This window comes from Rhodopirellula sp. UH5, from assembly GCF_056839225.1.
Window position 1 is genome coordinate 872,044 of the sequence record NZ_CM166390.1, and the last position, 20,753, is coordinate 892,796.

16 protein-coding genes are annotated in these 20,753 nt (G+C 55.1%); 1 reads left to right on the forward strand and 15 read right to left on the reverse strand.

Annotated features, from left to right (window positions below; genetic code table 11):
• Positions 1 to 530: 530 nt before the first annotated feature.
• From UH5x_RS03115 to UH5x_RS03150, 8 genes are all read right to left on the reverse strand, one after another.
• Complete coding sequence (locus UH5x_RS03115; RefSeq protein WP_482636136.1) at positions 531 to 944, reverse strand: hypothetical protein; 414 nt, start codon at positions 942 to 944, stop codon at positions 531 to 533.
• Positions 922 to 1,449: a hypothetical protein gene (locus tag UH5x_RS03120; protein WP_150122650.1), complete on the reverse strand. Its 528-nt coding sequence runs from the start codon at positions 1,447 to 1,449 to the stop codon at positions 922 to 924. The genes UH5x_RS03115 and UH5x_RS03120 overlap by 23 nt, the downstream gene beginning before the upstream one ends.
• Positions 1,450 to 2,743: 1,294 nt before the next feature.
• Complete coding sequence (locus UH5x_RS03125; protein ID WP_047816162.1) at positions 2,744 to 2,953, reverse strand: addiction module protein; 210 nt, start codon at positions 2,951 to 2,953, stop codon at positions 2,744 to 2,746.
• Between the two features lie 458 nt (positions 2,954 to 3,411).
• Positions 3,412 to 4,050 carry a tyrosine-type recombinase/integrase gene (locus UH5x_RS03130; protein ID WP_236696510.1) on the reverse strand — a complete coding sequence of 213 codons (639 nt, stop codon included), beginning with the start codon at positions 4,048 to 4,050 and terminating at the stop codon, positions 3,412 to 3,414.
• 55 nt (positions 4,051 to 4,105) lie between these two features.
• Positions 4,106 to 4,354 (reverse strand): site-specific integrase, encoded by a 249-nt coding sequence (locus tag UH5x_RS03135; RefSeq protein WP_236696509.1) that lies wholly within the window; start codon positions 4,352 to 4,354, stop codon positions 4,106 to 4,108.
• 938 nt (positions 4,355 to 5,292) lie between these two features.
• Positions 5,293 to 5,823, reverse strand: coding sequence for a Clp protease N-terminal domain-containing protein (locus tag UH5x_RS03140; protein ID WP_482634676.1), 531 nt, complete (start codon positions 5,821 to 5,823; stop codon positions 5,293 to 5,295).
• Between the two features lie 628 nt (positions 5,824 to 6,451).
• The gene (locus tag UH5x_RS03145) at positions 6,452 to 7,057 is read right to left on the reverse strand and encodes a hypothetical protein (RefSeq protein ID WP_482634677.1); all 606 of its coding nucleotides are present in this window, start codon (positions 7,055 to 7,057) and stop codon (positions 6,452 to 6,454) included.
• Positions 7,058 to 8,526: 1,469 nt separating this feature from the next.
• Complete coding sequence (locus UH5x_RS03150) at positions 8,527 to 9,621, reverse strand: leucine-rich repeat domain-containing protein (protein ID WP_482634678.1); 1,095 nt, start codon at positions 9,619 to 9,621, stop codon at positions 8,527 to 8,529.
• 99 nt (positions 9,622 to 9,720) lie between these two features.
• Between UH5x_RS03150 and UH5x_RS03155 the strand changes: the two genes are divergently transcribed.
• Entirely contained in the window at positions 9,721 to 10,077 is a 357-nt protein-coding gene (locus UH5x_RS03155) for a hypothetical protein (protein WP_482634679.1), read from the forward strand.
• A 316-nt stretch (positions 10,078 to 10,393) separates the two neighbouring features.
• Here UH5x_RS03155 and ltrA read toward each other — a convergent pair whose 3' ends face one another.
• The 7 genes from ltrA to UH5x_RS03190 form a co-directional block, all read right to left on the reverse strand.
• Positions 10,394 to 11,809, reverse strand: coding sequence for a group II intron reverse transcriptase/maturase (gene ltrA, locus UH5x_RS03160; protein ID WP_482634680.1), 1,416 nt, complete (start codon positions 11,807 to 11,809; stop codon positions 10,394 to 10,396).
• Between the two features lie 504 nt (positions 11,810 to 12,313).
• Positions 12,314 to 13,048 carry a hypothetical protein gene (locus UH5x_RS03165; protein ID WP_482634681.1) on the reverse strand — a complete coding sequence of 245 codons (735 nt, stop codon included), beginning with the start codon at positions 13,046 to 13,048 and terminating at the stop codon, positions 12,314 to 12,316.
• 281 nt (positions 13,049 to 13,329) lie between these two features.
• On the reverse strand, positions 13,330 to 14,517 hold the full coding sequence (locus tag UH5x_RS03170) for an IS91 family transposase (protein ID WP_482636111.1): 1,188 nt from the start codon (positions 14,515 to 14,517) through the stop codon (positions 13,330 to 13,332).
• 947 nt (positions 14,518 to 15,464) lie between these two features.
• Positions 15,465 to 16,652 (reverse strand): IS91 family transposase, encoded by a 1,188-nt coding sequence (locus UH5x_RS03175; RefSeq protein ID WP_482636112.1) that lies wholly within the window; start codon positions 16,650 to 16,652, stop codon positions 15,465 to 15,467.
• A gap of 1,204 nt (positions 16,653 to 17,856) precedes the next feature.
• On the reverse strand, positions 17,857 to 19,044 hold the full coding sequence (locus tag UH5x_RS03180; protein WP_482636113.1) for an IS91 family transposase: 1,188 nt from the start codon (positions 19,042 to 19,044) through the stop codon (positions 17,857 to 17,859).
• 180 nt (positions 19,045 to 19,224) lie between these two features.
• Positions 19,225 to 19,581, reverse strand: a complete 357-nt coding sequence (locus tag UH5x_RS03185) for a hypothetical protein (RefSeq protein ID WP_482634682.1) — start codon at positions 19,579 to 19,581, stop codon at positions 19,225 to 19,227.
• A gap of 220 nt (positions 19,582 to 19,801) precedes the next feature.
• Positions 19,802 to 20,728 (reverse strand): tetratricopeptide repeat protein, encoded by a 927-nt coding sequence (locus tag UH5x_RS03190; protein WP_482636114.1) that lies wholly within the window; start codon positions 20,726 to 20,728, stop codon positions 19,802 to 19,804.
• Positions 20,729 to 20,753 lie beyond the last annotated feature (25 nt).

The following is a 20,753-nucleotide window of genomic DNA, read 5'->3' on the forward strand; positions in this document are numbered from 1 at the left end:
GAACGCCAAGCGTCCGCTACATCAGCAGAGGCCCACCACAAACCATTGTATGCTGTGGGCTTCCCGAATGCTTGAGACACGAACATTGCTCCGAAGAACGTCGGAATTGGTGGCACCATGAGCCAAAGTCCTAGAACCGAAAGCTGCGAGGGATCATTTTTCACGCAGATCCACAAAGCAATCCAGGGAACGGAACAGCCAATCAGTGTCGGCAAGGTGTATTTGAGTCGGGGCTTGAATCCAATTCTTGTTTCGCACCTCGAGCAACGAAATGAAGCTGCGTAACGTCGTGTCCGAGGAAAACGTTGCTCACAAATCGGGCAGGCGTTTTGCGGAGCGGACGCCTTGCGTTCGCTTGTTTTACCTATAGACGTGGACGATGCGTAAGGGTTCAACGAATCTCCGGTCGACGAACGGTTCCGATCACACGGCGGCGACGGTCTATCTTCCATTTCAAAACGCCCGATTTCGCCGCTCGGTTGCATGGATGGTTCGCCGCGGTTCTTGGTAGTGTGAAGCAGTGGTGATGTCTACTTGACCAAAGCAGGCAAACGCGACCAAAGGTAAATGCTTAAAGTCCACCCGCCTCTGCCGGTGATTGCAAGCGACGCCATCAATTGGGTCAATTCGCACACCATGAATATTTGCAATGCGGCCAATAACTGGAAATGCATCGCCAAGTCCACGATTGCGTCAATTGTGCATGCGAACATCAACACCGCGAAAGTTCCAAGGCCGATACGGAACGGCATGCTTATCCGCTGCTCTGAGGACTTCTCTACAGGTTGCCCAGTGTCGTCTGCTTCGGGCGGATCGTACGGATTCAAGTCTTCAACTTCGTCGGGCGAACGCTGGCGGTAACCGGGACGCGTCGAAAGATTTTGTCGTTGCCAAAACTTGCGACTCTGGTCCACGGCAATGTTATTTGTAAGTTTGGTGCGCAAATAGGCTCGAGGTCAGATGGACGAGCGGGTCAACTGTTGGAAAGTCCAGTGCCGTCTGAATATGATCGATACGACCGTTGCGAATCCAGACAAGTTCTCCCCATCCGCCTAATCGTTCAGGATACGGACGCCCTTCGCGTGTGGGCCACCCAGGAAGGGACGTAAGCGGCTGGTAGTCGTTGCTCACGTTTGTAAAGTCAACGAAATGGAATCCAATTGGATCAGTCGGATGGATTTCGCCCCACCGGATAGCAAGTTCGGCGAAACGGTCGAGTTGCGGACGCATAGGTGCCCACCCCACGTAAACAAAAACGATTGCACGTTTTGAGCTCGCGGCATTGTTGACGACGGTTTCAACGTCCGACACAGACATGACCCTCGCCTCATTGACTGATTCGAGCATCGTCACAACTGAGACGGTCGCCAGCGGCGCTGATTCGCTCCCAGGAGCGCAGCCGCAGAGCAAACAGCATGCGGAGACGAGAAAGCGATTGGCGATATTCATATCCATATCAAATGATCGTGCCCGTCACGGGGCCCGGGGGGGAAGGTGTCCATTGCCAAATCGCTCGCAAGACCGACTCCGTGTGCAGTACGCCCAACATGGGCGTGATCTTGTGGGGTGCAAGTCCCCTGTGCTTCGTTCCGGCTTCTTTCGAGGAGTCAGTCTACCAAATGTAACTCTGAAGAAAGACAGTCCGAGGCCATTCCCCAAGCCACCCGGAGCAACTGCGGGGAGGTGACAAACCGTGGGAAGGAAGCCTGCGAAGATGATCGGTAAGCCAGCAAAGAATCGTCGCTGGACATCTTCTCGCCAAGACCCGCCAGGTGACGTACAGAAACTTGATACGAGGCCGACGACTCCAGGCCCGTCGCGGAGCGATCCCTTGGATCACAGTGGGCTACTGATCGAGAAGCCGAACCGGAAGCCCGGCGGATGCCTCGATGGAGTTCTGAGCGGAGGTAGATCAAGCACTTGAACGGGGACAGATCACGTGTCCTTGAGCGATCAAGAACGTCCCTTCTTCGGGGAGATTTCGATGCTTACCCGTGAGTAGGGCTTGCCCAAAAGGCGGGGCGGAATGCGGTAACGTATGCCCGTGCAAAGAGAAGTCAGCAGAGGGCATCGTCGTCGGCCCCGGTGGTCGACGAAGGCCTGAAGGGAACGAGCAAGCACGGTTCGACTTCATCTCGCGAAGGAGCCGTTGCCGGAGGGCAATCTCTTAGCGGCGAAGCGGTCGGTCCAATGGCTTGGGGCATCGCGGCGACGCGCTGATTTGAAACTCATACTCGACCTCCTCGGCAGGTCGGCAGGAATGATCGGGCATCATCATGTGAGCCGTTTGGGCGTTCGCCCCGGTTGTACGTGGGAGCAACGACGCTTACCGAAACAGTCCAAAAGCCGAAAGACTCTTGCCGACCTACCTCGTGCGGTCCCGCATGCAAGGTGGTGTGGGAGGGGCCCCGGACAACCGGGCCCCAATCCCGATTCGGCTGGTTATCCGTTTGCGCCGGGCATAGATCGGGTGAACCAGTCGCAACGGTCAGATGCGGCATGTCGAAGACCAAAAATCGAAGGGATGTTGCCATCAACGGCAAAGACAACGACGTAGGGAAAGCGATCAACTAAAGCACCACGGAAGTCACCACCCACTTTGCCAAACGATTCTGGACGTTCAGCAACGGATCGAATGATTGAGCGGACGTTCGCGCGAAAACGATTGCCAAGGTCGGGGCCAATCGTATCGTAGTGCAGACAGGCATCTGCGAGATCAACGGCGAAAAGCGGATGGTAGCGTTCAGTCGCCATCGACACGTCGCCAAACCTCGTCGGAATCAATCGCAATCGACGGGTCTGCTAGCATTTCGTCACGTCGTCGTTGCATTTCTGCAAGTTCATCGGACGGCAGCGTCAGCGGTGCGGAAACAGCTAAGTCGTTCCAAAGTTCCGTTACAATCGCGAGTTTCTGGTCTGGCGGTAAAGCGCGGAGAGATTCTTGCAGTGTCATGGGGTTGCCCTCTGTTTAAGGTTTGATCCATTGTACCACGGAAACGGCCTGGCGAAAGCGTTGGAACTCTGGGGCAAAACGCCTGGAAATCCGCAGCGTCATAGGCTGGTGAGTGCCCAGTCGGCGAACGAATTGCGATCTATGGAGGTGCATGCATAGATCGTGCGTTGAACTTTGTCGCCGCACTGGGGTGGTCGGGGAAGCGAATCAGGACGCCTGATTCGCTAGTAAGAGTCTACCAGATACGATTCTTGGTATGCCCGGGAAGCGGCAAGGCCGGGTAGCGACAGCTGAATCGCCGGTGGGCGATCTTGCTCGCGTTCCTTTGCACTTTCTACCTGAGTTTGCAGGTACCAATCGTGAAAGTCCTCTCCATAGGACTCCGCCCAGAACTTCCGATGCGACTCGTGTCGAAGTTCGGCATACCACCACGGGCAGCCGCAGGATCTCGGTGAGACTTAGCTTGGGCTGTTGGTCTCCGGGTTTCCGTTGTTCTCTTGGGGCGGTTGATACGTTGGCAGTTGTTTCACCGGCAACCAATCCAGTGGGCTGGGGACACTGTGCAGGTGCTCGCGTCGGCAGTGCAGGTAGATCATCGTCGTGACGAAACTTGCGTGCCCGAGCAACTTGCTGATCGTCAGCAAGTCCACGCCGGCTTCTAGCAGTCCGGTCGCGTAAGAGTGCCTGAGCACATGCGTATACACCCGTTTCTTGATTCCCGCTTTCTCGGCAGACCGTTTCATGGCTTTTTGAATCGACGTGTCGGCGTAGGTCTTGGTCGCTGAGTTGCCGGGGAACAGCAGGTCGGCCGGCCTGTACTTCTTCCAGTAAACCCTCAACTCGGTCAAGAGTCTTGGCGAGAGCGGCACGAGCCGATCCTTGGCTCCCTTGGCGTGTCGGACATGAATCATCATCCGATCCGAATCGAGGTCGGCGATCCTTAGGTGGGCTGCTTCGGAGAACCGGAGTGCGGCCGAGTAGAGCGTCATCAGGAAGGTTCGGTGTTTCAGGTTGGGCGTGCATTGAAGCAGCTTGTCGATTTCGTGACGGCTGAGCACGATCGGCAAGGTCTTGGGCCGTTTCCCGAAGGGAACCATCGCGACGGGCCAAGGGACCCGGATGGTGTGCTTGTACAGAAACCGTAGCGCGCCGCTATTCCCAGCAAGCTCTGGCGGCTTGGTTGAATGAGCTATAGGCGACCTTCTTCTCTTGGATCAGGTAAAGCTGGAAGGTTCTAACGTCTTCGACGGTTGCCTCGTCGAGCGGTTTACCGATGAAGCCGGCAAACCTTCTGGCGTGGTAGGTGTAGGCCTTGATGGTCGCGGGGGCCATGTTTCGGATGAGCATGTCCTCGGCCATTCGGCGAATCAGCTGGCAGGGATGCTTGTCGGAGGAAGTCATTGCATTTGTCTCTAAGCAGGATGGAAACATCGCACTCCGAGAGTTCAGTGTGCGGAAGCATTCCACAGTGCTTGCGAAACAGAAAAGCGCAAGTCCTACAACCATTTTAACCGTCGCCCGCTCGGCGAGGGCTCCGTTGAGTTGTCCCCGGGCCCACGCATTGCCATCCAAGCTGAGATGGGACGCACGCGCGATCGCGCGGCAGACTGCATGTCCGACAGGACAGAGTAATCGGTCAAGCGATTGAAGGAACGGAGTTGGCAGGGACGCCAACACTTTCTCACGCAGGATGCGTGTCACTCAAGACCAGGTTGCATACCCAGAAATGCACCGGAGAGAAGCGATTAGGTTCAACGTTACGCGTAACCGGGAACACGCGGGAAAGTTTCTAACGGACAAATCGCTTAGCTCGCGTTCTCCGGTTCACGCGATGGTTATCCGCCATCTTGGTTTTCCCGCCGTGACGTTACCGCGACAACAGCCACTCGCCGATCGGTTGGCCAGTGAAGAAGAGGAGAACACTTGCGATCAGGAGTAGCAATGCGGGGCCCGGCCGATCTCTAAGCCAGGACCGCGTCGCGTATGCCAGCCCGCATGTGCTCAAGCCGAAAACTCCAATGACCAACAAGGAAATCCACAATGGGACGCCAACTGCCGAGCCGTATCTAAAGTTGGTGTAAGCTGTTGCAATTGTAGCCAAACCAGCGAACGCGGCAAGGAATCCGGTAAGCACAGAAGCAAAAACAAACAGCAAATGCAACCGATGCACTGACCGAATGTCTGCTGTTGATGGAGGCGTGTATGGATTCTCAGGATCATTCATTTGCGCGTATCTAGCAATGCCTCAAATGCTTCGGTCGGCGAACGTTGGTGATCAGCGAGGACGGGCGAACGACTTGCAAGCAGACGAGAAAACGCACCACCCGTCCTTCGTTGCATCACATGGTTCGTCGTGGCCGCAATCTGCGTAGCACGACCGGTATCCATTTGAAGACGCCGAAGCATCCAAGGATGTCGTGGACCTCCTTCGTCACCTGGGATCCGGTGTACCCAAATTCAGCCAACATCCTAGCAGATTTGGTTCCGTCCGCGACAACGCCAATCATTAAGTGTTCGGTGCCGATATAGCTGTGCCACATTTCGTCGGCGGCGGCAAATGCGTTCGAGAACACGAGACGAATATCGTCGTCAATCGTGAAATCGGCGTCGGTAGAAATGTGGTCGCGCGCGGATACCGCGTCGTCGATTTGTTGAAGCGTAATACCAAGGCCATCGTTCACATGATGAGCGATGCCATCCGGTTCACGGTAAAGCCCGGACAAAAGATGGCAGGAGTCAAAATGTCGATCGCCAAGTTCGTCAGCACAACGTACACCGAGGGCAACTGTCTCAATTGCACGGTCGGTCTCACGCCCAGGTCGCCCAACAGCGAGTATGTCATGTATGCGTTGGTCCAAAGTGAAATTCAACCGAATCGTTGCGTATGATGATGGTCTTTTGCTCGACGAACGGTACGCGGAACCGGGAACGCGCGGGAAAGTTTCTAACGGCCAAATCGCTCAGCTCGCGTGCTCCGGTTCACGCAGTGGTTACCCATCGTTGTTAGTGTGAAAGGTCGATTCTTGGGAAGCAGGGGAAGCTATTGTGTCGGTCCGGACATTCTCCGGGTTTGCTCGGTTCGTGTCACGAACGATAGTTGCGTTGTCGACATTAACAATGCAGTAGACACGTTCATCCGGTCCCCATTGTATGCGAATCTGACCATCGGTGAGCGTTTGGACAGAAGCAGGCGTTGAGGTTTTGGTTGGCAGTGGTCCGAGGAACCGGTGCGTAAATTTACCGCTTGGAGATTGAATGTAGTAGTGGTAACGCCCTTTGGGATCCGGACCTCCAAGGTCCACCGTAGCATTAGTCCCCGGTAACGGTGTCGATGACACAACCGGCAGGGCTGAGTCGCCAATACATCCGGCCATCATGGCCACGACGGCGAGGAGAGTGAGGTGTCGCATTTCAGTAGGGTAACGGTCGGGTTTTGCGGGTGGCGGCGATTGACTTGCAAGCAGACGAAAAAACGGACCACCCGTTCTCCCGTGCATTTCATGGTTCTGGCTCCCAGTCGTCCATATCCGCATTGAATGCGTTGAGATCCCGACGGAAGCGCTGTTTCATTTTCACGATGAACTTCATGTCATCCCGACAACCTGTTTGTGAGACTCGGTCGAGGGCACCCTCGTCATCGAGTGTTCCGATCACAATCAACCGTCCCTCATCTAAATTGATCGCGCGGTTGGCAATCGCAAGTACATCTGTGAATTTACCGTCACCGTTGTCTTTAACTTGGTAGATGAGAGTTGTAGGGTGCCCGTCTATCGTGACTCGAAATGTCCAGGCGGCGACTCCGTGCGTTTTGCTGTAGTAGGCATCTGTCACTTCAGCCTTGGCAATGGTGTCATCGCGAATAATGCTGAACGCGAGGGTTGGCTGGTTAAGATCACGAGTTGAGATTAGGAGCGAAAGAAATCGTCGTTCAGTCTCTGATGTGGGTTGCGCCTCAACGGAGAAGTCAAAGTCACCGCCAAAGTATCCACTTTCGATATGCGGTCCTTTCGAGTATCCACTAGCGTGATAATCACCCGCGTCTAGCTGCCCGATCGCCACGACAACTAGCGTCGCTATCGGTAAGAGCAGGGGGAGAGAACTCATGTTCATTCGGATGTCCATGCTGTAATGGAGAGGATCAACTTTGCGTAGTTCCGAGTGCCAGAACGTTGGAAATCACGTGGGACGGGCGAAAGACTTGCAAGCAGACGAGAAAACCGACCACCCGTCCTCACGTGCATTTCATGGTTCCCCTGCATTTGGTCATGTGGTCACCATCGCATTTCGTTCCATCGCGGCAAAGTAATTGCGGCGACGATCGCCGGTATGATCATCATAAGCACGACAGGACCGGGGCGGGAGTATTGTTCCAGCACCAATTTATTCGGTGCCAAGTGTAAATTAAAACGCAGTTTAGCGTGAATAGTCCGAAATACAGCACCACAGCCCATCGGCGCATTCCGAGAAGTCCAATGCCACAAACTAGTGACGCACCCTTCGAGAATGTGTTCCATAAGTTTCGTTCAAAGGCAAATTCGGACCATGTAAGTGGTTTCATCAGCAGGAATAGCACACCGCCGATAATGAGGAACCATGCAAGGACTGTGATCGAAACCGGGCGTGGCTTCGATGCCGGGTCAGAGGTTTCCTTGTTGTCGTCAACAGTGCTCATACCAGGGTCGCTTCGATAGGCGTTGGTCGAGTAGGGGAACGGTTCAAATCACCGGGACAGCGATAGAAATTTGCAAGAAACTAGAAAACCGAACCATCGCCGACTTCGGTGCAGTACGCCCAACATGGGTGTGATCTTGTGGGGTGCAAGTCCCCTGTACTTAGTTCCGGTTTCTTTCCCGACGAGGCAGTCTACCAAATGTAACTCTGAAGAAAGACAGTACGAGGCCATTCCCCAAGCCACCCGGAGCAACTGCGGGGAGGTGAATAACGTGGGGAGGAAGCCTGCGAAGATGATCGGTAAGCGAGCAAAGAATCGTCGCTGGACATCTTCTCGCCAAGACCCGCCAGGTGACGTACAGAAACTTGATACGAGGCCGACGACTCCAGGCCCGTCGCGGAGCGATTCCCTGGATCACAGTGGCTTGCTGACCGAGAAGCCGAACCGGAAGCCCGGCGGATGCCTTGCTGGAGTTCTGAGCGGAGGTAGATCAAGCACTTGGGCGGGGACAGATCACGTGTCCTTGAGCGATCAAGGACGTCCCTTCTTCGGGGAGATCTCGATGCGTACCCGTGAGTAGGGCTTGCCCAAAAGGCGGGGCGGAATGCGGTATCGTATGCCCGTGCAAAGAGAAGTCAGCAGAGGGCATAGTAGCGATCCGCCGAAACCAACGGCGACGCGAAGGCCTGAAGGGAACGAGCAAGCACGTATCGACTTCATCTCGCGAAGGAGCCGTTGCCGTATGGCAATCTCTTAGCGGCGAAGCTGTCGGTCCAATGGCCTGGGTCATCGCGGCGACGCGCTGATTTGAAACTCGTGCTCAACCGCCTAGTGCGGTCCCGCATGCTAGGTGGTGTGGGAGGGGGCCCGGGCAACCGGGCCCCTATCCCGATCGCCATGGTTATCCGCCGTTACGACCTATTGCAGAATATCCTTTGTATCTGTTGCGTCTCACAAAGTCACCGATTCGTGCCCGGCATTCCGCGCTCATCGAAGTGTCAGATGCGTAGAAATTTGAAAGATTAGGAAAACCTAGAATGACGCTCTCGGAACGATCGGTTACGTCAGTGCCACTGATGTTTAAGCTCTCAATACTCGACAACGCTGAAAGCTCCACGAGGAATTCATCGGACAGCCTATTCTCTGCAACGTTGAGTTTTTTCAGCGTTGATAGCTTCGATAGATGAATGGAAGCTGAATCGTCGATCTTTGTATTTGAAAGACTAAGGTTTTCCAAGGAAGCAAGGCTGGAAAGGTGCAGCAGGTCGTCTGATCGCACAGCAGTGCCGGAAAGCCCGAGTCGCCGAAGTGACGCCAGTCGCACAAGATGCGACAAGCCTGGACCTTTTATCTTGGTCCCCATTAGGGAAAGCTCTTCTAGGTCCTCAAAGCCATCAAGGTACTTTAAGCCACTGTCAGTAATGATGGTAAATTCAAGGGCTAGATACTCTAGTGCGTCGAGGTTGGTGATATTTGCCAGCCCATCGTCGGAGACTTTCGTTCCGCAGAGATTGAGGTGTTTCAGGGAATGAAGGTACCGCAGTGACTCTAAGCCCAAATCTGTAATTGGCTGAAATCCGAGATATAAAATCTCCACATGCCGTAGACTTTCAAGCGAGCGAAGCGAGTTGTCGTCAACGGTGGAAGCCGTGTCAGCCTCGGTTGCACTGCGTTGCCCGTCGACACATCGCACATGCCTGAGCAGTTCCCAATTTAGCCTGCCTAGTAATGTCTCACTCGCGTTCTCGTGTTCAATCTCCGGGTCGTTGTACCAATATCTACCGCGATTTCCCCAGGGATCGAACGATATTGCCAACCCGTCGGCCACTAGCTGTTCTTCAGCATTGCGTTCAGCTTTAAGCCGTAGAAATGCAAGACCCCCGACAACACAGAGTAACGTCGTCAATGCCAGGAGCGTCCGAAGGGATACGCGAAATCGCATGAAAAGTTTCAGTCGGATAACGTTACCGATCAGCCGGCGGCGACGGTTGATCAACCACTTCAAACCGCCCGACTTCGCCGCTCGGTTGCATCGGATGGTTCCCCGCATTCTTGGCCAGCCTGATTCGAGGTGCCGTCATGCGAGTATTCGAGCATGCAAAACCAGGCCATGATTGCGGGGCATATCAACGCGACCATTGTATTAATGATGCCTGAGTGGGGCCAGTTGAGCGACACAAGAGATTCTGGCGTTGCGTTTAGCGAAACCGCGAACCACGCGAGCGGTGTTGTGATCGAAAACAGAGTCAGGATTCCGATCAATGCGGAAAACGGCAAAACCCGATCACGCCGATACCAAAGGACACAACCAACAATGTTCATCAGCAAGCAGCATCCGAACGGCACCAATGCAATAGTGGGTTGGCCGTTGAACGCAAGAATCGCAGCGGTGGGAATCAGCCAAGCAGATCCGCCTAAAAGACCCCCAAACCATCCACCGATTTGCCATTGAAAACGACGAGGCCCCGTCATTGCCGATTTGCCTTGTGTTGTAGTCATGGTTGGAAGTCGGGAGCGATGCAATTGAGTCGGGGAACGTTACCGATCACCGAGGACCGGGAGTTTGGCATCCATTCGTGAAAACGATCCACCGGTCCTTCGGGCGAGTAGACCGAGGTCTCTTTGGTTTAGGTTAGGGTTTGTGTTCCCTGTTTGCCACCGGTTTCCTGTGGTGGTGTCACAATATTCTAACCATGCCGCATTGACCCTCGGCCCCTCTCAGATCCGGACGTGCCACTTTCTAGCATCCGGCTCCCAACCAACACCTCTCACACAGCACTCATCGACGCACGCGACATCGCGATCAGGTCCGTGAGCTGCCGCGGATTCGACAAGGGATGTCGCTCGCACAGACGGGCCAGGTGCGTCCAGTTCACGTAGCTGCTTTGGCTCCGACGACTGAGGTGACGCTTGACCAGCACGCGGGCCTTGTTGCGGTACGCCATCAGCATCGGCCAATTGTCATTGATACCGCAGTACTGGTAGTGACCGCGAAGCTTCGCGTTAAGGGTCTGCCACATCTCGCCGATCGGAACGTCCAACTGACTCTTGAACCAGCGACGCAGTTCCACGACCTTCTGCCGATACTTCTTCCCCGACGTCTTCCGTTTCAGCTTGAACTTTCCAGCGCGGCTGCGCCCGCAGTAATGAGTGAATCCCAGGAAGTCAAAAGTTCCCGGAGGCCCTTCGCCCCAGCGTTTGGAATCACGCTGGGCAAAACGACCGAATCGGAGCAACTTCGTCTTCTCCTGGGCGACTGACAGCCAATACCGGGCAAGTCGTTTCGGCAGGACCGCTTGGTATCTCCGCGCATCCGATTCCAATTCAAAACAGCAGATGAAGTCATCCGCATACCGAATCAGAGTCGCTTGTCCTTGCAGTCGTGGCTTCACTTCCCGTTCGAACCAAACGTCCAACACGTGATGCAGGTACACATTCGCAAGCAGCGGAGAGAGGCTCGAACCTTGTGGAACGCCCTCGTCGGTTGCTTCCAGTTTGCCTTCGATCATCACACCTGCTTTGAGAAACCGCGTGATCAGAGCGAGCAGCTTGGGGTCGCTGATGCGAACTTGCAACAGTTCCAAGAGGCTCTCGTGACACACGTTGTCGAAGAAGCCTTCGATGTCTGCGTCACTGATCCAGTTCACTTTCTCGGTCGCGATGCTTTGACCGAGTGCCGACAACGCTTGGTGGCATGATCGCTGCGGACGGAATCCATACGAGAAGTCGTAGAAGTCGACTTCGTAGATCCGCTCGAGGACCATCACCATGGCTCGCTGAACGAGCTTGTCTTCCACGCAAGCGATCCCCAGAGGTCGCGTTTTCCCATTCCCTTTCGGGATGTTCTTTCGCAAGCTTGGGTTCGGGCGATAGCTGCCACGATGAAGTCGATCGAGCAGGCCAAGAAGGTTGCCCTCCAGATCCTCCTCGTAATCTTCCACCGCCACGCCATCGACCCCCGGCACTTTCCCTCGCTTCAGTCGGCGAAACGCATACCACAGCAACTCGTAATTGAGCAGCGAAAAGAGGTTATTGAAAACCTCTTCGGGATGCGTCTTCGCTCTTTCGGTGATGCGTTCAAGACGATCCAGAACCGTACTCCCACCACTGAGTGTGGGCGACTCGGCGTCTTGGACGCGTGTTGGCCTGACCGCCTTCCCTTCGCCAGCATTACCCGGCTTCATTCCGCCTGATTGGACTTCAAGCTTCTGCGGTACTATTCGGTCATCCGACTCCCTGAATGTCATTTGTCTTCGTCGCTTATTCCACTTCTAGGACATACTCGATCGGCCAAGTTGGAAGGCTTGGGTTCGGTCAAGAACTTCAGGGTCTCACTGGTTGCCTGATTGGCTTGATGTGTAATGCGAATGGGCCGCCGACCCCGGGTCTCCGCTTGCTGCTCGCCAAGTGACGCTGCAAGCGATGTTGCCTTCAGGGATGCACAAACCTTGGGCAGGATCCAACAGTTACCAAATTTCGGGGCTAAAATCCATTCAACGTCGCAGGGCCACCTACGAGCGCTTCATCCTCACTACCTCTCTGTGTACGCTTCAAACTTCGACTTCAGCTCATGGTGCCTATACGAAGCCTGTAACACTCGATACTGGGCGCGCGGCTAACGCTTACCCAGGCGGGATTCCCACCCGCTAGTCAATCAGACCTTGCCAGTCCGCACGTGCACGGCATGGTTATCCGCCATCTGGACGCTCCAATCGTGGAATGGGTTGTGGGCGAGCATCTACGATAGTCGCTACGATACGCGAAGCAGTGATTGTACAGTCACCGACGGTACCCCGGTACCATCCCCAAAGCTCGTCACCAGTCTCGAGTTTGCGAACATCACCGACAACGAATAGATGGCAAATGAGGTTCAAAGGATCAGAGCCATCTACGATTTCGGCTGCACCTTCAATGCCCTTTCCGGCAACAACAAATCCGAACAGGTCGTACTTGCGAAGAGATAGTCCTTTCGCCGCGTTTAGCATTTCGACATCACGTGGTTTCGAAAAATCGGGAAAGCTCCGGCGGAAATAGTCGTATGTTGCCGAATGAATCGCAAAGCGTGGCACCTCCATGAGATCGTTGGCGAGCCAGCGAATAGACGCATTGCCGACGCTGGACGTGTCCAGATTCGGTTCGGGGGTTAGCAAACAGCGGTCGGGAGTAACCATGTCTTCGTCGATGTAAATGTCGGTTCCACCGAAGGCAGATCGGCGAGCATGGACCGCTGAAAGTGGCTCGCCGTACGCAACCGAAGCGAACTCGCAACGTGTCTTCCATTCGAATCGTTCGGCAGAAAGTTCAGGAAAGTACCCCGAGTTCGTATTGTTGTCGCTGAATAGTGGGTTGACGGAGGCGTAATCGTAGTTCTTCGGGAATCGGCGAAAATAGTGCAGCGTTGGCCATGTCGGTGAGAGCGTCATTGCGATTGTCGATGGCTACTGCGGATAACGATTGAGTTCACCCGTTTAGCAACTAAAAAAATTCCCCTTGCCAACCGGCGTGACGCTAAACGGGTGCAACGATTGGTTGTACTGTGCCGCCGGGGCCTGTGCTACGTCGAAACGCTGTCGCCTTAGCGTTTTATCGGTGGCGTGGTCTCTCAGCAAGGCAACAGCCGGACGTTCTGGTGCACTCGAACCCAACTCAGAGTGCACCTTCGGTATCGTTGGTGGCAGTTGTTTCGGTCGTATCGAAGAACGCATCATGCGATCTGTCCAAGGGTTCGTGTGACAAACGCGGAGCTCGGTGGAGAACGTCCAGGCTGGAATGAATGGTGACTGACCAGCAACGCCCCACATTCAGGACAACGACAAGCTTGATCCATCCCGGCGGCGTCACAGACTTCCTGCCATGTCTTCGGTTCCTCGGTACCAGGGGCGTAGCAACTGCCCAATGTCTGATGTGCTTCGGCAAGCCCCGAATGCTGATTCCCGCTGTACAGCCCGAAGCCTCGCACGCATTGGTAGCGACGCGGCGGAACATGTTCCAGCCAACGCATCAAGAAAGTTTCGGTTGGCAGGCGAGTCACGCCTTGTCGTTTGCCGTCGCCCCCTTCGAGTTCGCTGAGTCGGTACCGGAACACAACCTGGCCATCGCGTTCCTCCAGCAACCTGAAGTTCCCGATCGGACCGCCACGCAGATAGCGAGCCAGATAAGTCACCACACTGGCGCCACCTTCATAGGCGTCAAAGACTTTGACATTCCAAGGGTCACTCAATTTGTAAAGCAACGCATAGAACTGGTTGCGTTTCCTACCCGGTGGCAATTGGATCTTGCCAGCGACCACCATCTCTCGCAGCAACGCCTTGAACTTGCCACGGAACTTGGTCATCACAACCTTGCGGGGCAACAGGCACTTCTTCTTGGCAGCGACCCACGTTCCGTCTTCAGTCAGTCCGCCGGCGGAAACCAAGACATGCAGATGCACGTGCACATCCAGTTTCTGGTTCCACGTGTGCAAGGCGGCGAGGATCCCAGGCCGTGCGCCCAGATAGGCTTGGGATCCAAGCAGTTGCATCAGCGTCTGCGATGCCGCTTGGAAAAGGGCGTCTGCAAAGGCTCGCTTGTTGTATCGCCACAGCGGATTGAGCGAGTGCGGGAGCGTGAAGATGAGGTGATGATGCGGGACCGGCAGCAGGCGAGACCGCCATCCATCAAGCCACTTCTCGCGCGGCAGCCACCCGCACTTCGGGCAGCATCGATGCGAGCACGAGTTGTAAGCAACTTGGTGAAAGTGGCCTTTTGGGCAACTGTTGACATGGCCTCCCATCTCTCGCGTGCGACAATGCGTGATGGCCCACGCGGCCCGGTGCATGTCACCGCTGAGCCCATATGACTTCGCAAGCTTTGGGTAATGCTTGCGCATCAATTGTTGCAAGTCGAGCGACAAGGTCACTGCCTATTAGAAAACATGACGCTTCGCAAACATATACCAGAGGCCAGTACAACGTTACCGATCAGCCGGCGGCGACGGAAGATTAACCACTTCAAAACGCCCGACTTAGCCGCTCGGTTGCATCGGATGGTTCGTCGCATTCTTTAGCGGTATCCAACGCAAATTCGTTAATCATGTTCGCGAAAGGACCTTTCCGCAAGCTTCTGCCCAAGGTTTTGGCATTTTCTCTTGTCGCAACAACTCGATCTCAGCCTGAATTCGGAGCGATTTCACGCGAACTACATCATCCGACGAGCAACGTCGGTGCGTGTAGCGTACAACGTAGATTGCCTCTTCTCGTCGCATGGTATCGAGGGTGGATTTCAATCGTTCTGTTGTGGGATCAACGCCGAGAGGCTCTGCATCGTGCTCGCTTGCCGCCGACAAACCTTCGCGACAGTGCCGACAGATTCGATTAAGCAGCCAAACACTGGATCGTATGAATAGGCTGACACAAGCCAGAGCGAGAAAGAACGTCAAGAAAAACGCAATCGATTGACCAGTTTGGCCTAAGACGCCAATCGCCGCACAGACGAACACCGCGAAGATCACGCTACCAAGAGCGTAACCCGTACTGTTGATCATGACGTTTTTTGACTCGCTCATGGTGTGGAAAACAGGTTCGATGCAATCAACTTCCGTCGGCGAACGATTGAGTTCACCCGTTTAGCAACGAAAAAAATTCGCCTTGCCAACCGGCGTGACGCTAAACGGGTGCAACGATTGGTTGTACTGTGCCGCCGGGGCCTGTGCTACGTCGAAACGCTGTCGCCTTAGCGTTTTATCGGTGGCGTGGTCTCTCAGCAAGGCAACAGCCGGACGTTCTGGTGCACTCGAACCCAACTCAGAGTGCACCTTCGGTATCGTTGGTGGCAGTTGTTTCGGTCGTATCGAAGAACGCATCATGCGATCTGTCCAAGGGTTCGTGTGACAAACGCGGAGCTCGGTGGAGAACGTCCAGGCTGGAATGAATGGTGACTGACCAGCAACGCCCCACATTCAGGACAACGACAAGCTTGATCCATCCCGGCGGCGTCACAGACTTCCTGCCATGTCTTCGGTTCCTCGGTACCAGGGGCGTAGCAACTGCCCAATGTCTGATGTGCTTCCGCAAGCCCCGAGTGCTGGTTCCCGCTGTACAGCCCGAAGCCTCGCACGCATTGGTAGCGACGCGGCGGAACATGTTCCAACCAACGCATCAAGAAAGTGTCCGTTGGCAAACGGGTCACGCCTTGTCGTTTGCCGTCGCCCCCTTCGAGTTCGCTGAGTCGGTACCGAAACACAACCTGGCCATCGCGTTCCTCGAGCAACCTGGAGTTCCCAATCGGACCGCCACGCAGATAGCGAGCCAGATAGGTCACCACACTGGCGCCACCTTCATAGGCGTCAAAGACTTTGACATTCCAAGGGTCACTCAATTTGTAAAGCAACGCATAGAACTGGTTGCGTTTCCTACCCGGTGGCAATTGGATCTTGCCAGCGACCACCATCTCTCGCAGCAACGCCTTGAACTTGCCACGGAACTTGGTCATCACAACCTTGCGGGGCAACAGGCACTTCTTCTTGGCAGCGACCCACGTTCCGTCTTCAGTCAGTCCGCCGGCGGAAACCAAGACATGCAGATGCACGTGCACATCCAGTTTCTGGTTCCACGTGTGCAAGGCGGCGAGGATCCCAGGCCGTGCGCCCAGATAGGCTTGGGATCCAAGCAGTTGCATCAGCGTCTGCGATGCCGCTTGGAAAAGGGCGTCTGCAAAGGCTCGCTTGTTGTATCGCCACAGCGGATTGAGCGAGTGCGGGACCGTGAAGATGAGGTGATGATGCGGGACCGGCAGCAGGCGAGACCGCCATCCATCAAGCCACTTCTCGCGAGGCAGCCACCCGCACTTCGGGCAGCATCGATGCGAGCACGAGTTGTAAGCAACTTGGTGAAAGTGGCCTTCTGGGCAACTGTTGACATGGCCTCCCATCTCTCGCGTGCGACAATGCGTGATGGCCCATGCGGCCCGGTGCATGTCACCGCTGAGCCCGTTCGACTTCGCAAGCCTTGGGTAGTGCTTGCGCATCAACTGTTGCAAGTCGAGCGACAAGGTCACTGCCTATTAGAAAACATGACGCTTCGAAAACATATACCAGAGGCCAGTACAACGTCCGACATCACCGGGTCGGGAGTGTTGATGTTCCATTTGAAAACGGCCGCAAGCCCGACTCCGGTGCATGTCATGGTTATCCGCGATCCACGATCAGAACAGGTCGTCCGATGGCGGCAACCATCTTCCATCTCGGAAGTGAAGTTCGTCAACACCTTCGCGATCTACGACATATATCCGAAAGAAGCGATCGCCAGGAGCGTAGAGATCAACCAGTTTGTACCCAGGAACAATGATGGCCTTTATGTCCCCGTTGACGACAACCGCCTCTTGAGTCTTGGGAACTGGTTTTGTCGCAATATCCGGGAGCGTCAAGTCGAACGGGGGAAACTGCGTAGCGTCTCGCCAAGATGTGGCGATTGCATCCGCACTGGGAACGAGAGAACAAAGGCGTAGATGAGCCCTTCGGTGACCAAAGGCGAGGCAGTCATCAACCCAGTTTTCGTTGTAGCGAAGTCCAATCGCCCCCCCTGGGAAGGGAAAGTCAGACCGATAGAACAAGACACGAATTCCATTCGTCTCGACGAGAGTGATTTCGTCGTCAACACGTTCTTCTCGCAGTTCGCGAGGCTGCCAACTACGCACAGTTTCGTAGGCGGAGACAAGATTCTTTGCGAACGCAGTATCGAACCCTTGGAATCGAACTCGGCTGTAACCAGCGTAGCCGCAGAAAGCGCCAGGGTAAGACCCAAATGCCGAGTAGGTAAATGATCGCTCGTCGTCGGAAGCGCTATGCAAACGTTTTGTGTCAGACTCAGTTAGAACCGTTGGAAAAAACGCGTCACCAGGAAGGAAGAGATTGTTGTTCGCAAGGACGAACTGTCCGTGGACAGGCAGAAACGCTATGCATGCAATTATTGAGAATCGAATCATTGTATTTCAGTCGGATAACGATTGAGTTCACCCGTTTAGCAACGAAAAAAATTCCCCTTGCCAACCGGCGTGACGCTAAACGGGTGCAACGATTGGTTGTACTGTGCCGCCGGGGCCTGTGCTACGTCGAAACGCTGTCGCCTTAGCGTTTTATCGGTGGCGTGGTCTCTCAGCAAGGCAACAGCCGGACGTTCTGGTGCACTCGAACCCAACTCAGAGTGCACCTTCGGTATCGTTGGTGGCAGTTGTTTCGGTCGTATCGAAGAACGCATCATGCGATCTGTCCAAGGGTTCGTGTGACAAACGCGGAGCTCGGTGGAGAACGTCCAGGCTGGAAGGAATGGTGACTGACCAGCAACGCCCCACATTCAGGACAACGACAAGCTTGATCCATCCCAGCGGCGTCACAGACTTCCTGCCATGTCTTCGGTTCCTCGATACCAGGGTCGTAGCAACTGCCCAATGTCTGATGCGCCTCGGCAAGCCCCGAATGCTGATTCCCGCTGTACAGCCCGAAGCCTCGCACGCATTGGTAGCGACGCGGCGGAACATGTTCCAGCCAACGCATCAAGAAAGTTTCGGTTGGCAGGCGAGTCACGCCTTGTCGTTTTCCGTCGCCCCCTTCGAGTTCGCTGAGTCGGTACCGGAACACAACCTGGCCATCGCGTTCCTCCAGCAACCTGGAGTTCCCGATCGGACCGCCACGCAGATAGCGAGCCAGATAAGTCACCACACTGGCGCCACCTTCATAGGCGTCAAAGACTTTGACATTCCAAGGGTCACTCAATTTGTAAAGCAACGCATAGAACTGGTTGCGTTTCCTACCCGGTGGCAATTGGATCTTGCCAGCGACCACCATCTCTCGCAGCAACGCCTTGAACTTGCCACGGAACTTGGTCATCACAACCTTGCGGGGCAACAGGCACTTCTTCTTGGCAGCGACCCACGTTCCGTCTTCAGTCAGTCCGCCGGCGGAAACCAAGACATGCAGATGCACGTGCACATCCAGTTTCTGGTTCCACGTGTGCAAGGCGGCGAGGATCCCAGGCCGTGCGCCCAGATAGGCTTGGGATCCAAGCAGTTGCATCAGCGTCTGCGATGCCGCTTGGAAAAGGGCGTCTGCAAAGGCTCGCTTGTTGTATCGCCACAGCGGATTGAGCGAGTGCGGGAGCGTGAAGATGAGGTGATGATGCGGGACCGGCAACAACCGTGCTTTCCATCCATCAAGCCACTTCTCGCGAGGCAGCCACCCGCACTTCGGGCAGCATCGATGCGAGCACGAGTTGTAAGCAACTTGGTGAAAGTGGCCTTCTGGGCAACTGTTGACATGGCCTCCCATCTCTCGCGTGCGACAATGCGTGATGGCCCACGCGGCCCGGTGCATGTCACCGCTGAGCCCGTTCGACTTCGCAAGCTTTGGGTAATGCTTGCGCATCAATTGTTGCAAGTCGAGCGACAAGGTCACTGCCTATTAGAAAACATGACGCTTCGAAAACATGACGCTTCGAAAACATATACCAGAGGCCAGTACAACGTCCCGCATCAGCGGGGACGGGCGAAAGACTTGCAAGCTTACCAAAACGCGTGCCACCCGTCCTCCGTTGCATGCGATGGTTACCCGCTCTTGCTGGGTCCAGAGCTACAGTGAAGCCAAAGACTGGTGGACAGCCGCAACGTCAATCGCGTCATCACTTTCAGCAGTTACGCCAGTTGAAAACCGCTTAGCGATCTTGAGGCAGTGATCCGAATGTTGCGAAAAAACGGAAGACGTAGAATGGCACGTTGAAATGGTAGTCAATATCTCGAGCAGCCGCATCAGTTGAGCTATTCGCAGCTCCAATTCGTCCGCAGATTCGGGTTGCCCACGATCGCAGTAGGCACGGACCTGAGTTTCAGCTAATTCAGAATAGCTCGAGGGCAAGCGATCAAACATCGCATCTGCAATGGACACGGCTTGGTCGCAGCAAAGTCCCCAGGTTGCAGTGATGTCTTTCATTGAGCTTTCGATCCGCTTGTGCGTCCCCGTGCCTTCAGTCGGGTAACGACCGGCATCACCGGGCGGGGAAAGAAAAGTTGTCCATTTCAAATTCGGCCGCAAGCCCCGCTCCGTGTGAATGTCATGGTTCGCCGCTCTTCCTGGGATGTCCAAGCTCATCACTGCGAGACCCAGCAAGAATTCTACCAAGGGATAGCTCTCGCCAAATGCTGAAATCGGCTCAAGCCCAGCGATGTCGCCAGCTAGGCGATTCCATCCGCCAGGGTTTGCCTGCTTTGTACAGTTCATCGCAAAACCGAATATCCTCTCTCTCATCGTCATTTGTGGCCAGTGGGAGGGCCTTTTGCAGAACCGCAATCGCAGATGAGAAGTTGCCCTGTTCAGCATACGCTGCAGCAAGATAGATGAGATGCTTTGCCTTCTTGTAGTCCGTGATGTCACACGCTTCAGTCATGAGTTTCACCGCACGAGTTCCGTCGCGGTAGCGACGCTGAGGAGAGACTGCCAGATAGGCGGCAAGAACGTGACGTCGGTCCGCCGAGTGAGGTTCGAGTTCAAGTGCCCTCTCGAAGTCGGCGAGTGCTTTGGCGTACCTTCCCTTGCGACGCCATGCGCTTCCGCGGCTGTTGAACGATTTAGCGCTTCGAGGATCGAGCTTGATCGCCCTAGTAAAATCGGTGATCGCTTTGCGAAGTCTGCCGAGATACACCCATGTGTTGCCTCGGTTGTGATAAGCATCCGCTGAAACGGGATCGTAGCGGATCGCGAGATTGTAGTCGGCGATCGCATTCTGAAATTCGCCGAGATTCTGCAACGCGAGGCCGCGCATCCCAAAAGCATCAGGATCATTAGGATTCAGGCGAATCGCTTCAGTCAAGTCCTTGATCGCGTTTTGGTTTGCACCGTCGAAAACTTGGCATCGACCGCGGTTATAGAGTAGCGTTCGCAGGGCCTTTTCCGTCGGACCGAGCGCGATCGCTTCGGTGAAATCATTAAATCCTCGGTCGTACTCACCGTTGTTGGTGAACGCCAGTCCGCGCTTATTGAGAGCGGCTGCACGGTCGGCGTCATTCGGCAAAGCATCGAGCGTTTCGGTGCAATCCGCGATGATCCGATCGTATTCTTGTTCTTGTTCATCTTGCGTCATCACGCGGCAACCTCGGACGATCGAT